12 protein-coding genes are annotated in these 14,421 nt (G+C 72.0%); all 12 read right to left on the bottom strand.

The genetic code is table 11. The features are described 5' to 3' along the window. Nucleotides 1-26 precede the first annotated feature (26 nt). The 12 genes from O7624_RS22950 to O7624_RS22895 all read right to left on the bottom strand — a co-directional run bounded on the left by O7624_RS22950 (nt 27) and on the right by O7624_RS22895 (nt 14,405). Complete coding sequence (locus tag O7624_RS22950; RefSeq protein WP_093401383.1) at nt 27-1,034, bottom strand: sugar phosphate isomerase/epimerase family protein; 1,008 nt, start codon at nt 1,032-1,034, stop codon at nt 27-29. 248 nt (nt 1,035-1,282) lie between these two features. Next, nucleotides 1,283-3,001, bottom strand: a complete 1,719-nt coding sequence (locus O7624_RS22945; protein WP_282237211.1) for a ThuA domain-containing protein — start codon at nt 2,999-3,001, stop codon at nt 1,283-1,285. A gap of 368 nt (nt 3,002-3,369) precedes the next feature. Further along, a complete protein-coding gene (locus tag O7624_RS22940; protein WP_282237210.1) occupies nt 3,370-4,437 on the bottom strand; it encodes a polyprenyl synthetase family protein in 1,068 nt (355 codons plus the stop codon). Next, nucleotides 4,434-5,822, bottom strand: coding sequence for a nucleotide pyrophosphatase/phosphodiesterase family protein (locus tag O7624_RS22935; protein ID WP_282237209.1), 1,389 nt, complete (start codon nt 5,820-5,822; stop codon nt 4,434-4,436). The genes O7624_RS22940 and O7624_RS22935 overlap by 4 nt, the downstream gene beginning before the upstream one ends. Beyond that, nucleotides 5,819-7,030, bottom strand: coding sequence for a metabolite traffic protein EboE (eboE, locus tag O7624_RS22930; protein ID WP_282237208.1), 1,212 nt, complete (start codon nt 7,028-7,030; stop codon nt 5,819-5,821). The genes O7624_RS22935 and eboE overlap by 4 nt, the downstream gene beginning before the upstream one ends. Then, nucleotides 7,030-7,881: a TatD family hydrolase gene (locus O7624_RS22925; RefSeq protein ID WP_282237207.1), complete on the bottom strand. Its 852-nt coding sequence runs from the start codon at nt 7,879-7,881 to the stop codon at nt 7,030-7,032. The genes eboE and O7624_RS22925 overlap by 1 nt, the downstream gene beginning before the upstream one ends. Further along, nucleotides 7,881-8,498 carry an EboA domain-containing protein gene (locus tag O7624_RS22920; RefSeq protein ID WP_282237206.1) on the bottom strand — a complete coding sequence of 206 codons (618 nt, stop codon included), beginning with the start codon at nt 8,496-8,498 and terminating at the stop codon, nt 7,881-7,883. Before O7624_RS22920 ends, O7624_RS22925 begins: the two co-directional genes overlap by 1 nt. Nucleotides 8,499-8,568: 70 nt before the next feature. Next, on the bottom strand, nt 8,569-9,504 hold the full coding sequence (locus O7624_RS22915) for a sugar phosphate isomerase/epimerase family protein (protein WP_282237205.1): 936 nt from the start codon (nt 9,502-9,504) through the stop codon (nt 8,569-8,571). Beyond that, nucleotides 9,501-10,478: an SCO3242 family prenyltransferase gene (locus O7624_RS22910; RefSeq protein WP_282237204.1), complete on the bottom strand. Its 978-nt coding sequence runs from the start codon at nt 10,476-10,478 to the stop codon at nt 9,501-9,503. The genes O7624_RS22915 and O7624_RS22910 overlap by 4 nt, the downstream gene beginning before the upstream one ends. Further along, complete coding sequence (locus O7624_RS22905) at nt 10,462-11,622, bottom strand: inositol-3-phosphate synthase (protein ID WP_282237203.1); 1,161 nt, start codon at nt 11,620-11,622, stop codon at nt 10,462-10,464. Before O7624_RS22905 ends, O7624_RS22910 begins: the two co-directional genes overlap by 17 nt. A 500-nt stretch (nt 11,623-12,122) precedes the next feature. Further along, the gene (locus tag O7624_RS22900; RefSeq protein ID WP_093401392.1) at nt 12,123-13,331 is read right to left on the bottom strand and encodes a Gfo/Idh/MocA family oxidoreductase; all 1,209 of its coding nucleotides are present in this window, start codon (nt 13,329-13,331) and stop codon (nt 12,123-12,125) included. A 21-nt stretch (nt 13,332-13,352) separates the two neighbouring features. Continuing rightward, the gene (locus O7624_RS22895; RefSeq protein ID WP_282237202.1) at nt 13,353-14,405 is read right to left on the bottom strand and encodes a substrate-binding domain-containing protein; all 1,053 of its coding nucleotides are present in this window, start codon (nt 14,403-14,405) and stop codon (nt 13,353-13,355) included. Nucleotides 14,406-14,421 lie beyond the last annotated feature (16 nt).

Genomic DNA, 14,421 nt, shown 5'->3' with positions numbered 1-14,421 from the left:
GGCCGGCTCCCGGGCGTCCGTACGGTTCAGTCCTTGCTGCTGAACGCCGCGTCGAAGGCGGCGGACGGTGCGTCGAAGGCGAGCCGGCGGACGAACTGGAGCGCCTCCGGGGCGCCGACCAGCCGGTCCATCCCGGCGTCCTCCCATTCGACGGAGATCGGCCCGGAGTAGCCGATGGCGTTCAGCGCCCGGAAGCAGTCCTCCCAGGGCACGTCGCCGTGGCCGGTGGAGACGAAGTCCCAGCCGCGGCGCAGATCCGCCCAGGGCAGGTGCGAGGCCAGCCGACCGCGACGGCCGTCGCCGGTACGCACCTTCGCGTCCTTGCAGTCGACGTGGTAGATCCGGTCGGCGAAGTCGAAGATGAAGTTCACCGGGTCGAGTTCCTGCCAGACGAAGTGCGACGGGTCCCAGTTCAGCCCGAACGCGGGCCGGTTACCGATCGCCTCCAAGGTCCGCTTCGTCGTCCAGTAGTCGTACGCGATCTCGCTGGGGTGCACCTCGTGGGCGAAACGCACCCCGACCTCGTCGAAGACGTCGAGGATCGGATTCCACCGGTCGGCGAAGTCCTGGTAGCCGCGCTCGATCATCTCCGGCGGCACCGGCGGGAACATCGCCAGGGTGTGCCAGATCGACGAGCCGGTGAAGCCGACGACGGTGTTCACGCCGAGCTTCGCCGCCGCGCGGGCGGTGTCCTTGATCTCCTCGGCGGCCCGCTGGCGTACTCCTTCGGGCTCGCCGTCGCCCCAGATCCGGGCGGGCAGGATGCCCTGGTGCCGCTCGTCGATCGGGTGGTCGCAGACCGCCTGGCCGACCAGGTGGTTGGAGATCGTGAAGACCTGAAGGTTGTGCTTGGCGAGCGTCTCCCGCTTGCGTTCGACGTACGAGTCGTCGGCCAGGGCCTTGTCGACCTCGAAGTGGTCGCCCCAGCAGGCGATCTCCAGGCCGTCGTAGCCCCACTCGGCGGCGAGCCGGCACACCTCGTCGAACGGAAGGTCGGCCCACTGGCCGGTGAACAGCGTGATCGGTCGCGCCATGTGTCCTTTTCCCCTGTCGTGTTGGGGATTCCGTTACCTGCGGGACCGGGGCGAGGATGGCCGGATGCGGCGGCCCCGACGGTGCACCGGTGGACGCTTGTCGCGTCTGGGGCCGACGGGTTGCGCCTCCCGTCGACTCACCGGCCACCTCGCGGTCGCCGTCTCCCACTCTAGGCGGGCGGCGCGCGGTAGGAAAGTGCCCCGGCGCGACGGGTGAGCGTCGCACCGGGGCACTACCGCTGGTTCGGTTACGGAAGGACCCAGCGCTGGTTGGCGCCGGTGTGGCAGGTCCACAGGTGCACGGCCTGCCCGTCGGCGGAGCTGTTGTTCGACACGTCCAGACACTTGCCCGAGTTCGGGTTCCGCAGGGTGCCGTTGGACTGCGCCGACCAGACCTGCGCACCACCGCCGTTGCAGGTCCAGAGCTGGATCTTCGTGCCGTCGGCTGACCCGGCACCGTTGACGTCCAGGCACTTGCCCAACGCCCGGATCGTCGAGTTCGGCGTCACCGTCCAGGTCTGCGCCGCGCCGCCGTTGCAGGACCAGAGCTGGATCTGCGTGCCGTTCGCCGACGAGCCGTTACGCACATCCAGACACTTGCCGGCCAGTCCGGTGATCCGACCGGTCCGGTCACCGTCCGGCGGCGGGTTCGTGCCGCCGAGTTCCCTGATCCGGATGTTGCGGAACGAGACGTCGTCGCCGGTGCCGTGGTTCTGGATGCCGATGTGGCCGGCGAGCGACCGGACCGGGTCGGTGTTGGTGAAATCGTTGATCTTCGAGCCGTTCAGGAAGACCTGGAGGCGCTCCCCCTCCACCAGCAGCTCGTAGGTGTTCCACTCCCCCGCCGGGTTCAGCGCGGCGTCCCGGGCGGCGAGGTCGGCGGACTTGAAGCCGTAGACCGCGCCGGTGGTCCGGTCAGCGGCGTCGGTGGGGTCGATCTGCACCTCGTAGCCGTTGTTGATGGCGGAGTTCGGGTCGCTCGACGGTGGGAAGCCGATGAAGACGCCGGAGTTGTCGTCGCCGGCCAGTCGCCAGTCCAGCTTCAGCGAGTAGTTGGTGAACTGCTTGGCGCTGTGCCAGAACAACCCCATCCCGCCGACGGAGGTCAGCGTGGCGTCCGAGTTGCTGAAGCTGCCCGGCCCGGCCTGGGACCAGCCGCTGGTCGAGCCGTTGTAGAGGGTGGTGTAGCCGGTCTCCGGCCGGCAGTCGGCCTTGGTGCGGCCGGCTGCGTACCGGATGCCGCCGAGCAGGTGCGCCCGGAAGGCTGGCTCGGCGTACGACGCCTGGGTGTGGCCGCCGCCGGTGTAGAAGGACCGGCCGCCGTTGTACGTCTTGCACCAGGCGATCGGGTGGTCGGCGCCCATCACACCGCCGGAGTACGTCGACTCGTTAAGGTTCGCCAGCACCCGCGCGTTGGCGCGGGGGTTGCTCTGGAAGTCGTACCACTCGTCGGTACGGACCCAGTTCTGCGGCAGGTGGGCGGTGGCTGCGTGGGCGCGGTTCTCCACCCGGACGGTGGCCTGCTGGATTGCCGGGTGGGAGCGGAAGTACGCGCCGACCAGGTTGCCGTAGAAGGACCAGCCGTACTCGGTGTCGGCGGCGGAGTGCACGCCGACGTAGCCTCCGCCGGAGCTGATGTACGACTCGAAGGCGCTCTGCTGGCTGTTGTTCAGCACGTCACCGGTGGTGTTGAGGAAGATCACTGCCTCGTACTGGGCGAGGTTGCCGGTGGTGAAGACCGCGGCGTCCTCGGTTGCGGTGACGGTGAAGCTGTTCGCCGCGCCCAGGTCCCGGATGGTCTGGGTGCCCACCGCGATGGAGTCGTGCCGGAAGCCGGCCGTCTTGGAGAAGACCAGCACGTCGTACGGGGCGTCGGCGGCGCTGGCCGGGGTGGCCGGTGTGGTGCAGGCGAGTACGGCGAGGGCGGCGGTGGCCAGGCCGACGGTTGTTCGGAGGAGTTTTCGCATCTAGCTCTCCCAACGATCGTTGTGTCAGGAGGGGCCCCTTACCAACACTAGGCGTTGACGAGGGGCCCCTCCTCAGACCTGCGCGACGCCCCGTTGCACGCCCACAACTGGATTTTCGTACCGTCCGCCCTCTGCCAGGGCGGGGCGCGCGCCGTCGCGCCGAATGCCGTAGCGGGGGTGCCGAGGAGGGGTGCCGCGACGCCGGTTTACCTTTGACGAAACGTGTTGGTCCTAGCGACGACACTAAACGTCATACGTTGATGTGTCTATATCTTTTGCCCGCCGGATGCCGACTTTAGTCAGTTCGATCAAAAGCCGTGCGGGAGGGCTCCGGCGCGACAGGGCGCAGCGCCGCCGGTCGATGGCATTCAGCGTTGTCGGTCGATGGCCTGGCCGGCCAGCTCCATCAGGGCGGTCCGGCTCTCCGCGGTCACCTCGGTGTGCTCCAGCGCCGCGAGCCCGGCCTCGGCGCGGACCTGGATCATCTGCTCGATCTTCCGGCGAGCGCCGGTGCTCTCGATGATCTCGCGCAGCTCGGCGGCGCCGTCGGCGTCCAGGTCGGGATTGCCGAACAGCTCGCGCAGCCGGGCGCCCTGCGCCCGGTCGGCGGCATCGCGGGCCAGCGCCATCATCACCGTCGGCTTGCCCTCGCGCAGATCGTCAAGGACGGACTTGCCGGTGACCGCCGGGTCACCGAAGACCCCCAGCACGTCGTCGCGCAACTGGAAGGCGTCCCCGAGCGGGTCACCGAACTCGGCCAGCGCGTCGAGCAGCTCGACGGGGGCGCCCGCCAGCGCGGCGCCGATCTGCAACGGCCGGGTGACCGTGTAGCGGGCCGCCTTCATCCGGATCACCGTGAGCGCGCTCGCCACCGAGCCGTCGCCCACCCCGGACACCAGGTCGAGATACTCCCCCGCGATCACCTCGGTCCGCATCAGCGCGAACACGGCGTACCCCTGGTGCACCTGGTCGGGGCTCAACCCGCACTCGTGGAACATCTGATCCGACCAGGCGGCGCAGAGGTCACCACAGAGCAGGGCGGTGTTGCGCCCGTACGCCTCGGGGTCGCCCCGCCAGGACGAGCGGGCGTGCAGGTCGGCGAAGATCCGGTGCACCGAGGGCTCCCCCCGGCGGCGGTCGCTGCCGTCCAGGATGTCGTCGTGGATCAGCGCGAAGGCGTGGAACAGCTCCAGCGCGGCGGCGGCAACCACGATCGGTGTGCCGTCCGGGCCGCCCGCGCCCCGCCAGCCCCAGTAGCAGAACAGTGGTCGCAGGCGCTTCCCGCCGGCCAGCACGAACCGGTGCAATGTGGTGAAGACGCCCCGTGGCGCGCCGTCCGGCCAGTCCGGATCCTGCCGGTCGAGGAACGCGGTCAGCTCGGCGTCGAAGCGGGCCCGCAGCCCGGCGGATTCGACAGCTGCCTCGGCGACCGTCACCGTCCCTCCAACCCGGCCAGTTCCAGCAGCAGCCCCTTCACCTCCGTGGCCGCTACGCGGTCCCGGGCCACCGACGAGTCGGAGCAGAGCAGCACCGGCCCGTCGGCCGGATCGGCGGGCAGCCGTCCGTGTGAGCCCCGGACCGCCCGTGCGCCGGCATCCAACCCGACCACGTTCATCAGGTACCGCATCCCGAGTTTCTTGCGGGCCAAGGCGACCCCGGCGCGGCGCTTCGCCGCACCCGGCGCGGCCGGGTCGAAGAACAGCTCCGCCGGGTCGTACCCGGGCTTACGGTGGATCTCCACCAGCCGGGCGAAGTCGGGCGCACGCGCGTCGTCAAGCCAGTAGTAGTACGTGAACCAGGCGTCCGGCTCGGCCACCAGCACCAGCTCACCGGCGCGCGAATGGTCCAGCCCGTGGGCCGCCTTGCCGTCGGCGTCGAGCACCTCGGCCACCCCGGGCAGGCTGGCGCAGAGCTTCGCCACCGCCGGCACGTCGGCCGGATCGCGCACGTACACGTGGGCGACCTGGTGGTCGGCGACGGCGAAGGCGCGCGAGGTCCACGGGTCCAGGTACTCCATGCCCGCCTGGGTGTGCACCCGCAGCAGTCCCTCGGCGCGCAGCAGCCGGTTGACGTCCACCGGCCGGGACACCTCGGTGATGCCGTACTCCGACAGCACCACCACCGTCGCGTCCCGGCTCTGCGCGGCGTCCAGCAGCGGCGCGAGCACGCCGTCCAGCTCCGCCGCCGCGGCGGCGGACCGGGGCGAGGACGGGCCGAAACGTTGCAGGTCGTAGTCCAGGTGCGGCACGTAGACCAGGGTCAGATCGGGCGAGGACTCGGTGAGGATCTGCTCGGCCGCCCGGCAGATCCAACGCGACGACGGCAGGCCCGCGCCCGGCCCCCAGTAGGTGAACAGCGGGAACGTGCCGAGCCGGCCGGTGAGCGCGTCGTGCAGTTGCGGCGGATCCGTGTAGCAGTCCGGCTCCTTGCGACCATCGGCGTAGTAGACCGGGCGCGGGGTGACCGTCCAGTTCACGTCCGCGCCCATCGCGTACCACCAGCAGACGTTCGCCACCGTGTAGCCGGGTCGGGCGCGGCGCGCGGCCTGCCACAGCTTCTCCCCGCCGACCAGCGCGTTGTGCTGCCGCCAGAGCAGCACCTCGCCGAGGTCCCGGAAGTACCAGCCGTTTCCGACGATGCCGTGCTCCGCCGGAAGGGCGCCGGTGAGGAAGGTCGACTGCACCGAGCAGGTCACCGCCGGCAGCACGGTGCCCAACTCGGCGCGGAACCCGGTGTCGGCGACCGCGCGGAGCCGGGGCATGTGCGCCAGCAACCGGGGGGTCAACCCCACCACATCGAGCACCACCAACTGCCTGCTCATGCTCTCACCGCCTCAGCTAGCGGGGTCAGCCCGAGGGCGACCAGCTCATCCCGGGTGAAGGCCAGCTCGGCCGCGATCCCGGCGGCCAGCTCCGCGTCGGTGCGCGGGCGCCGCGCGGCCGGCAGCACCCCCCAGGTGTACGTCTCGACGTCGAGGTGGTCGCAGCCGGCGTCCGCACCGGTGAAGAGCGCGGCCAGCGCGGCGCGCAGCACCGGCAGGGTCGAGCCCAGCGGTGGTTCGGGTGGGGCGTGCAGAGGCACGTGGTAGTGCACCCGCCACGGCCCGGGCAGCCCGGCGTCCAGAGCGACGTCGAGATCGTCGGCCGCCCAGCTCGGATCCGCCGGATCGGCGGCCCGCAGCCCACCGGCCGATGCGGCGGCGCAGCCGGCGGTGCGGGTCTGGTGCAGGAAACGCGGCTCGACCCAGCGGCGCAGGGCGGCGGCGTCAACGGTCGGGTCGGCCGCCTCCAGCGCGGCGGACACCTGCACCTTGACCACCGGCAGGCCGGCGACGGCCAGCCGCTCCAGAGCGGCGGCGGGCTCCTCCCAGGCGCAGGCGAGGTGGGCCAGATCCAGACAGATCCCGAGGCGATCGGTGTCCATTCCGGACAGCGCGGCGACGGCCTGCGGGGTGCTCTCCACCACGCAGCCGGGCTCCGGCTCGAAACCGACCCGCACCGGCCGGCCGGTGTCCCGCTCGACGGCGGCCAGTCCGGTGGCGAGCCGGTCGAGTCGTTGACGGGCGGCCTCCGCGTGGCTGTGGTCCCACGGCGCGCGCCAGGCCAGCGGCAGGGTGGAGACCGAGCCACGGGCGGCGTCGTCGGGCAGCAGGTCGGCCAGGACCCGGGCCAGGTCGAGGGTGTACCCGAGCCGGTCGTCCGTGGTCCAGTCCGGCCGGTACACCGCGCCCTTGACCACGGGTGCCTGGAAGGCGGCGTACGGGAAGCCGTTGAGGGTGACCACCTCCAACCCGCGTACCGTCAGCTCGGTGCGCAACCGACGACGGGCGGCCGGGTCGGCGGCCAGTTCGGCGGCGACCGGAGCGGCCAGCCACAGGCCCAGCCCGAGCGGGTCGGCGCCGAGCGTCTCGCGGATCGGCACCGCGTAGGTGTCCAGTTGGGCGACGATGCCGGCGAGGTCCTCGGCGGGGTGCACGTTGGTGCAGTACCCGAGGTGGACGGTGCGCCCGCCGGCGTGCCGTAGCCGCATCAGCTGCCGCCGCGCAGGATCGAGTTGCCGGCGAAGGTCGGCTCGGCGAGGTCGTCGTCGGTCAGGTCGAGCCGCCCGGACTGCCCGTAGAACTCGATCGGGTTACGCCAGAGCACCCGGTCGACGTCGTCGTCGGTGAAGCCGGCGCGCAGCATCGCCTCGCCGGTGGCCCGGGTGAGCAGCGGGTCGGAGCGTCCCCAGTCGGCGGCCGAGTTGACCAGCATCCGGTCGGTCCCGTACGCCTTGAGCAGCTCGACCATTCGCGGCGGCGACATCTTGGTGTCCGGATAGATGGAGAAGCCGAGCCAGCATCCGGTGTCCCGGACCAGTTTCACTGTCGTCTCGTTGAGGTGGTCGAGCACCACCCGCTCCGGCGCGATGCCGGACTCGGCGACCACGGCCAGGCTGCGCTCGACACCCCGGGCCTTGTCCCGGTGCGGGGTGTGCACCATCGCTGGCAGGTCGTGCGCCACGGCCAGGGCGAGTTGGGCGGCGAAGGCGTCGTCCTCCTCGGGGGTCATCGAGTCGTACCCGATCTCGCCGACCGCCACCACGCCGTCCTTCTCCAGGTAGCGGGGCAGCTCGTCGAGCACCGGCCGACAACGCCTGTCGTTGGCCTCCTTCGGGTTCAGCGCGATCGTGGCGTGATGGCGGATCCCGAACTGCCCGGCCCGGAACGGCTCCCACCCGACCAACGAGTCGAAGTAGTCGGTGAACGAGCCGACGTTGGTACGCGGCTGGCCCAGCCAGAACGCCGGCTCCACCACCGCCCGGACGCCGGCGGCGGCCATCCGCTCGTAGTCGTCGGTGGTGCGCGACGTCATGTGGATGTGCGGGTCGAAGATCCGCATCACACCTCCCTGGGCTGGGGCTGGCTGGCGGCGGTGAGCCGATCCAGCAGTTCGGTGGCGTCGGCGGGCATGCTCCGACCGGCGGCCCGGCGCTCGACGGCCAGCGCGGCGAGCATCTCCGCCAGTTCCCCGTCCGCGCGGGTGTCGAGGTCGGCCACCACCGCCAGCGGCACGCCGGTGAAGACGCACTTGAGCACCGCCTGCCGCCAGGCCGACGGGTCGAGGTGGCGGGCGTACGGGCCGAGGGCTGCGGCCACCAACCGGGTGTCGTTGGTGCGGATCGCGTCGTGCAGCAGCGCCACTCCGGCCGCGCCGATCGGCAGCAGCGGCAGCGCCTTGAGCACGGCCCGTTTCTCGGCGGCGTCCCCGGTGCGGTAGAGAATCTCGGCCTGCTCGGCATGGTCGGTGGGCAGGCTGGCCAGCAGCACGGCCCGGGCGGCCTCGTCGGCGGTCCATCCGGGCAGGTCGGGCAGGTCGTGTCGCCCGCAGCGACGACCGGCCGCCGGGAAGAACCGCGCGATGGCGGTGGGGTCGGTCGCGACGCGGTCCAGGGCCGTGGCCAACCAGTCCGGATCGGGTACGCCCCGCAGGGCCGCCCGCAGCTCGTCCACTGTCATCGCGTCTCCTCCCTCGTCCGCCGCCGTCGACGGCCGTGGCGGTGTTACCGCGTGCGTCCTTTGCTCTGCTTCACTCCACGCGTCGGTCGTTGTCCGGATAGCGGACGCCTGGCGGTGCGCCGGTTGAAGCAGAGCAAAGGGCGTGCTGTGCGGCGGCGGTGCGCAGGAAATCCAGCGAGCGGGCGGCGACGGCGGGAGCGGCGTGCGAGTGCCGGGGCAACTCGACCGCCACCAGGCCCCGGTAGCCGATCTCGCGCAGCGCGGCCAGCACCGGCGGGAAGTCGATCTCGCCGGCACCGAACTCCAGGTGTTCGTGCACACCCCGCCGCATGTCGTCAATCTGCACGTTGACCAGGTGTGCGGCGACGTCACGGACACAGTCGGGCACCGACTGCGGCTCCAGGCAACGGCAGTGTCCGATGTCGAGGGTGATGCCGAGGCGGGCCGGCGAGCCGAGGGCCGCGTGCAGGCGACGCCAGTCGGCGATGTCCGCCACCAGCATGCCCGGTTCCGGTTCGAATCCAAGCGTCACCCCGACGGCCTCCGCCGCCTCGATCACGCTGGCGCAGCCGGCGACCAGGCGGTCCCAGGCCACCGCCGGGGTGACCGTGCCCGGCCGGACACCGGCCCAGAACGAGACCGCCTCGGCGCCGAGATCCGCGCCGATCGCCACCGCCCGGCGCAGGAACTCGATCCGGAGCGCGGGGTCGTCGTGCAGCAACGTCGGGGCGTGCTTGTGCCAGGGGTCCAACAGGAACCGCGCGCCGGTCTCGATCACCAGGCCGAGGCCGAGTTCGGCCAGCCGACGGGCGACGGCGTCGACGCGCCCCGCCAGTCCGGGCGCGAACGGGTCGAGATGGTCGTGGTCCAGGGTGAGTGCGACACCGGCGTAACCGAGATCGGCGATGACCGCGAGCGCGTCGTCGAGGCGATGGTTGGCGAAGCCGTTGGTCCCGTACCCGAACCGCAGTTCGTCGGCGGCCGTGTCGGTGCCGGCGGCCGTCATGTCGGTGAGACCTTCCGGGCCAGCCGCCGGCCCAACGGCGCGGCCGCCGCCACCGCCAGTCCGAGCAGACCGGACCCGGCGCGGGCGGTGAGCGCCCCCTGCAAGGCGGGCAGGCCGGTGATGCCGGCGCCCACCGCCGAGCGGACCCGCGCGGCGGTGGGCTCGGCCGCCACCCGCGCCTGCGCGGTGCCGTAGCGAACGGTGTACCAGGCGGCGAGGACGGCCGGCAGCGCCACCGCCGCCGCGTCAAGGGCACGCCGACCGATTCCGACGTCGCCGGTTCGCTGACCGTCGGCGCGGACCACAGGGGCGCGCCGGCCGGATTCCGCCGGACCACCGGCCCGGGTGCCGCTCGCGGTGAGCTGGCGACCGGGCGGGAGCGCGGCGCTCGCCGCGACCAGGGCGGTGCCGGCGAGGGTACGCAGCGGCAGGGCGCGGTCGGTGCCACTGACCTCCCGGCGGGACAGCGCGGTGACGGTCCAGGTGTGCGCGGCGACGGTGACCGCCGCCGGCAACGCCCGCGCCGTCCGACCCCCGGCGGCACCGAGCAGCACGTCCAGCCCCCGGCAGGTGGCCATCACGGCGGGGCCGGCGGCGGTGTTCTTGGCCGCCAGGTCGTACCCCCAGACGGCGGCGGCGAGCGGCAACGCGACGGCGGTGGCGCGCCGTCCGCCAGCTGCGGCGGCGAGCCCGACGCCGGCCACGGTGAGACCGGCGGCGAGGCCGACCGCGAGACCGGGACCGACCCGGCCGCTCGGTATCGGCCGCTCGGGGCGTTCCACGGCGTCCAGCTCGCGGTCGGCCCAGTCGTTGGCGGCCATGCCGGCCCAGTACAGCAGCACCGACGCGGCGGCGAGGGCGGGGGTACGCGGACCGAGGCTGCCGGCCGCAGCGGCGCCGGCGACCACGTCCCCGGGTACGGAGAGCGCGGCCGGGGCGCGGACCAGCTCGGCCAGATCAGCCACGCGTGGCATCGATGCCTCCGGCGTCCAGGCTGCCCGCGAACGCGCACAGCCGGGTCCACTGGTCGGCCAGCGAGTGCGTCGCGGTGCCCAGCGGATCCTTGAAGAAGAAGGCCAGATCGGTAAGCGGCCCGGTGCGGCCGGCGGCGTGCGCGGCGGCGGTGAGCCGGGCCAGGTCGAGCACGAGTGGGGCGGCCAGCGCCGAGTCGCAGCCGTGCCAGGTGAACTCCAGCCGCATCCCGGTGCCCAGGAACCCGGCGAAGGTGATCAGATCCCAGGCGGTCTTGAAGTCACCGAGTTCCTCGACGTACCCGATCCGGGTGTCGCCCTGCGGCAGGTAACCGAGCGTCTCGCCGAGCACCCGTTGCTTGCTGCGCACCTTCGCGGCGTTGGCGTCGGGATCGGCGAGGGTGGCGCCGTCACCGCCGCCGAGCAGGTTGAGCCCGGACCAGGACCGGACGGTGAGGTGACGCATCGCGAACATCGGGGCGAGCACCGACTTGAGCAGGGTCTCCCCGGTCTTGCCGTCGTGGCCGGCGTACGGCACGCCGTGGCGGTCGGCCAACGCGGTCAGCGCCGGCAGCCGTAGACCGGTCGACGGGGTGAAGTCGACGTACGGGCAGTCCGCCGCGACGGCTGCGTACGCGTAGAGCGAGCTGGGGGGCAGCACCTCGTCGGGGCCGGCGAGAGCGGCCCGCAGCGCGTCCGCGTCGGCGTGCCCGGGATGCGGGCGGGGCGCCGGTTCGGTCGCGGCCACGTTGACCACCACCACCCGGGCCAACTCGTGTCGCTGCCGGAAGGCGGTGAGATCGCGGACGAGCGCGGCGGCCCGGTCGGCCTGGGTCCCGGCGGTGGGCGCGGGGCGCAGTTCCCGTTCCACGGCGGACAGTTCCTCGGGCAGCGCGGCGACCAGGCGGGCCGGCAGTACACCGGCGTCAGCGAGCGCCTCGGCGCGCTTGGCGATCGGCGTGACGGCCACGTCGTGGCCACCGAAGACCAGGTCGGCGAAGCCCGGCAGGGCGGGGCTGTTGACCCCGGGCAGTTCGGTGACGCAGCCGGTCGGCCCGGTCAGCCCGGCACGCAGCGCGAGCGCCCCGACGATGCTGGTGGTCGCGACCGAGCCACGCGCTCCCACCAGCCAGACACCTGTACGCATGGCGCTCCTTCCGGTGTCCAGAAACCGACAAGCATCGATTGCATCTTGATATCAGGAAAAAGTTGAAAAAGATACGGGTTAAGCCGATGCGCCCCGTCCGCCGCCCCCCGGTGGGTACTCGCCGGCCGGCGCCGAGGTCGGCGGCGACGACGTCGGGCCGGCGTACCGGGTGGGTCGGTCGGACGGGGCTGGCAGGCAGGGGCAGTCGGCGTCTCGCCCCTGCCTCCCCCGCATCCGGCCCGGCCGGGACGACGGTGTCCCGGTCGGACGACTCGTCGGACACGGTCCGCCTTGCGGCGGGAGTCTCCAGGTGGGTGGTCAGCGGACTGGTAGGTGGGCGGCGGCCCTCCGGTGCTGCCGGGGAATCCCGGTCCGGCCGCACCGGAGGAGCCGCATTGCTCGTGCCGCCGGTCGCCCGGGGGCACGACCTCCGGACCCGACCCGTACCGGCCACGGGGCGCAACCGTGGCCGATCCTCGCCGGTCGGCTCCGGAGGTGGTTCAGGCGGCGGCCGTCGCCATCGACGGCTCCACCGCGGCCCAGGAGGAGCCCAACTCGGCCGAGCGGGTCACCGCGTCCAGCACCAGTTGCACCTGCAACGCCTCGGCGAACGAGGGCGACGGGTCGACGCCGGTCGCCACCGCCTCGATGAAGTCGCGCATCTGGTGGGTGAAGGAGTGCTCGTACCCGATGATGTGCCCCGGCGGCCACCAGGCCGACAGGTACGGGTGCTCGGCCTCGGTCACCAGAATCCGGTTGAAACCCTGCTCGGCGGCGGGCCGGGTGGCGTCGAGGAACTCCAGTTCGTTGAGGCGTTCCAGGTCGAAGGCGACGCTGCCGAGCGAACCGTTGATCTCCACACGGAGGGCGTTCTTGCGCCCGGTGGCGAACCGCGTCGCCTCGTACGTGGCCAGTGCCCCGCCGTCCAGACGGGCCACGAAGATCGCCGCGTCGTCGACGGTGACCGGGCCGGTGGCGGCGCCGGCCCCGTCGGCCTGCGCCGCCAACCCGCTCGACTCGGCCGGCAACGGCCGCTCCTTGACGAAGGTCTCGGTCACCGCGCTGACCCCGCTGATCCGCTGTCCGGTGACGTACTGGGTCAGGTCGATGATGTGCGCACCGATGTCACCCAGTGCACCGGAGCCCGACACCTCCTTACGGAGCCGCCAGACCAGGGGGAACTGCGGGTCCACGATCCAGTCCTGCAGGTAGGTGGCCCGGACGTGCCGGATCTCGCCGAGCCGCCCGTCGGCGATGAGCTGACGCATCAGCGCCACCGCGGGCACCCGCCGATAGTTGAAGCCGCACATCGACCGCGCCCCGCCGGCCTGGGCGGTGGCCGCCGCAGCGGCCATCTCCCGGGCCTCGGCGACCGTGTTTGCCAACGGCTTCTCGCACAGCACGTGCTTGCCCGCGGCCAGCGCCGCCAGCGCGATCTCGGCATGGCTGTCACCCGGTGTGCAGATGTCGACCACGTCGATGTCCGGGCGGTTCACCAGTTCCCGCCAGTCCGTGGTGTGCTCGTCCCAGCCGAGCCGGTCGGCGGCGTCGGCCACCTTCCCGGCGTCCCGGCCGCAGATGAGCGCCATCCGGGCCCGCGCCGGCAGGTCGTACACCCGGTTCACGGTGCGCCACGCCTGCGAGTGCGCGGCTCCCATGAACGCGTAGCCGACCATGCCGACCCGCAGTTCGTTGTTTGTCGTGGACAAGGTGGGTCTCCCCCCGTTGTGTCAGAACCCGAGCTTGAGGTAGTTGCTCGCGTTCTCCTTGGTGATCGTTTCGGAGGCGAGGACAATCTCCTTCGGAACCTGGAGTTCCACCAGGTCGGACATGCCCCTGCCCTGGCCGATGAGGCGGGCCAGCGAGATCGCCGAGGACGCCATCGACGGGCTGTAGGTCACCGTGGCCTTCAGCACCGTGTTGTCGGCCTGGATGTCCTCCATCGCCTTCTTCGAGCCGGCGCCGCCGACCATGAAGAACTCGTTGCGGTTGGCCTGGCTGATCGCGGCCAGTACACCGATGCCCTGGTCGTCGTCGTGGTTCCAGATCGCGTCGATCTTCGGCTCAGCCTGGAGCAGCTGGCTCGCCTCCTGCTGGCCCGAGTCGGCGGTGAACCGCGCCGCCCGGCGGTTTTTCACCTTCAGGCCGTGCTGGGCCAGGGTGTCGTTGAAGCCCTGGGTACGCTCCTGGGTCAGCTCCAACTCGTCCATCCCGGCGATCTCGGCGATCACCGGGTTGCTCACGCCCTTGGCCTTGAGCTGCTCGACGATGAAGGTGGCCGCCGAGACGCCCATGCCGTAGTTGTCGCCCTTGATCTGCAGGCGGTACGCCTTGGCGTCCGGGAAGGCCCGGTCCAGGTTGACCACCGGGATGCCGGCCGCCATCGCCTCCAGCCCGAACGAGTTCAGCTCCTTGCCGTCGTGCGGCAGCAGCACGATCACGTCGGGCTTCTGCGAGATCAGGGTGGACAGTGCCGCCCGCTGGGCCGCCGCGTCCGCACCGGCCTCGACCGTCTTGAACTCCACGTCGGAGTACGCGGCGGCCTGCGACTTGGCGTTGTTGGTGATCGCGGCGATCCAGCCGTGGTCGGCGGCCGGCGCGGAGAAGCCGATGGTCACCTGCTTGCCCGGCTCGGAGTTGGCGTTGCCGTCGGCCGCCTTGGTCTGTGCCTCGGTCGGCGACTGCTCGTTGCTGGTACAACCGGTGAGCAGTACGCCGGCGCCGACGGCCGCCCCGCCGAAGAGCAGCCGGCGCCGCGACATGTCGCGACTGTGCTGGGTCATGACGACCTCCTGGTTA

This window comes from Verrucosispora sp. WMMD1129, from assembly GCF_029581255.1.
Classification (GTDB): Bacteria; Actinomycetota; Actinomycetes; order Mycobacteriales; family Micromonosporaceae; genus Micromonospora; species Micromonospora sediminimaris.
Note: the sequence above shows the minus strand (reverse complement) of the source record. Positions and strands in the feature narration are given on the sequence as shown.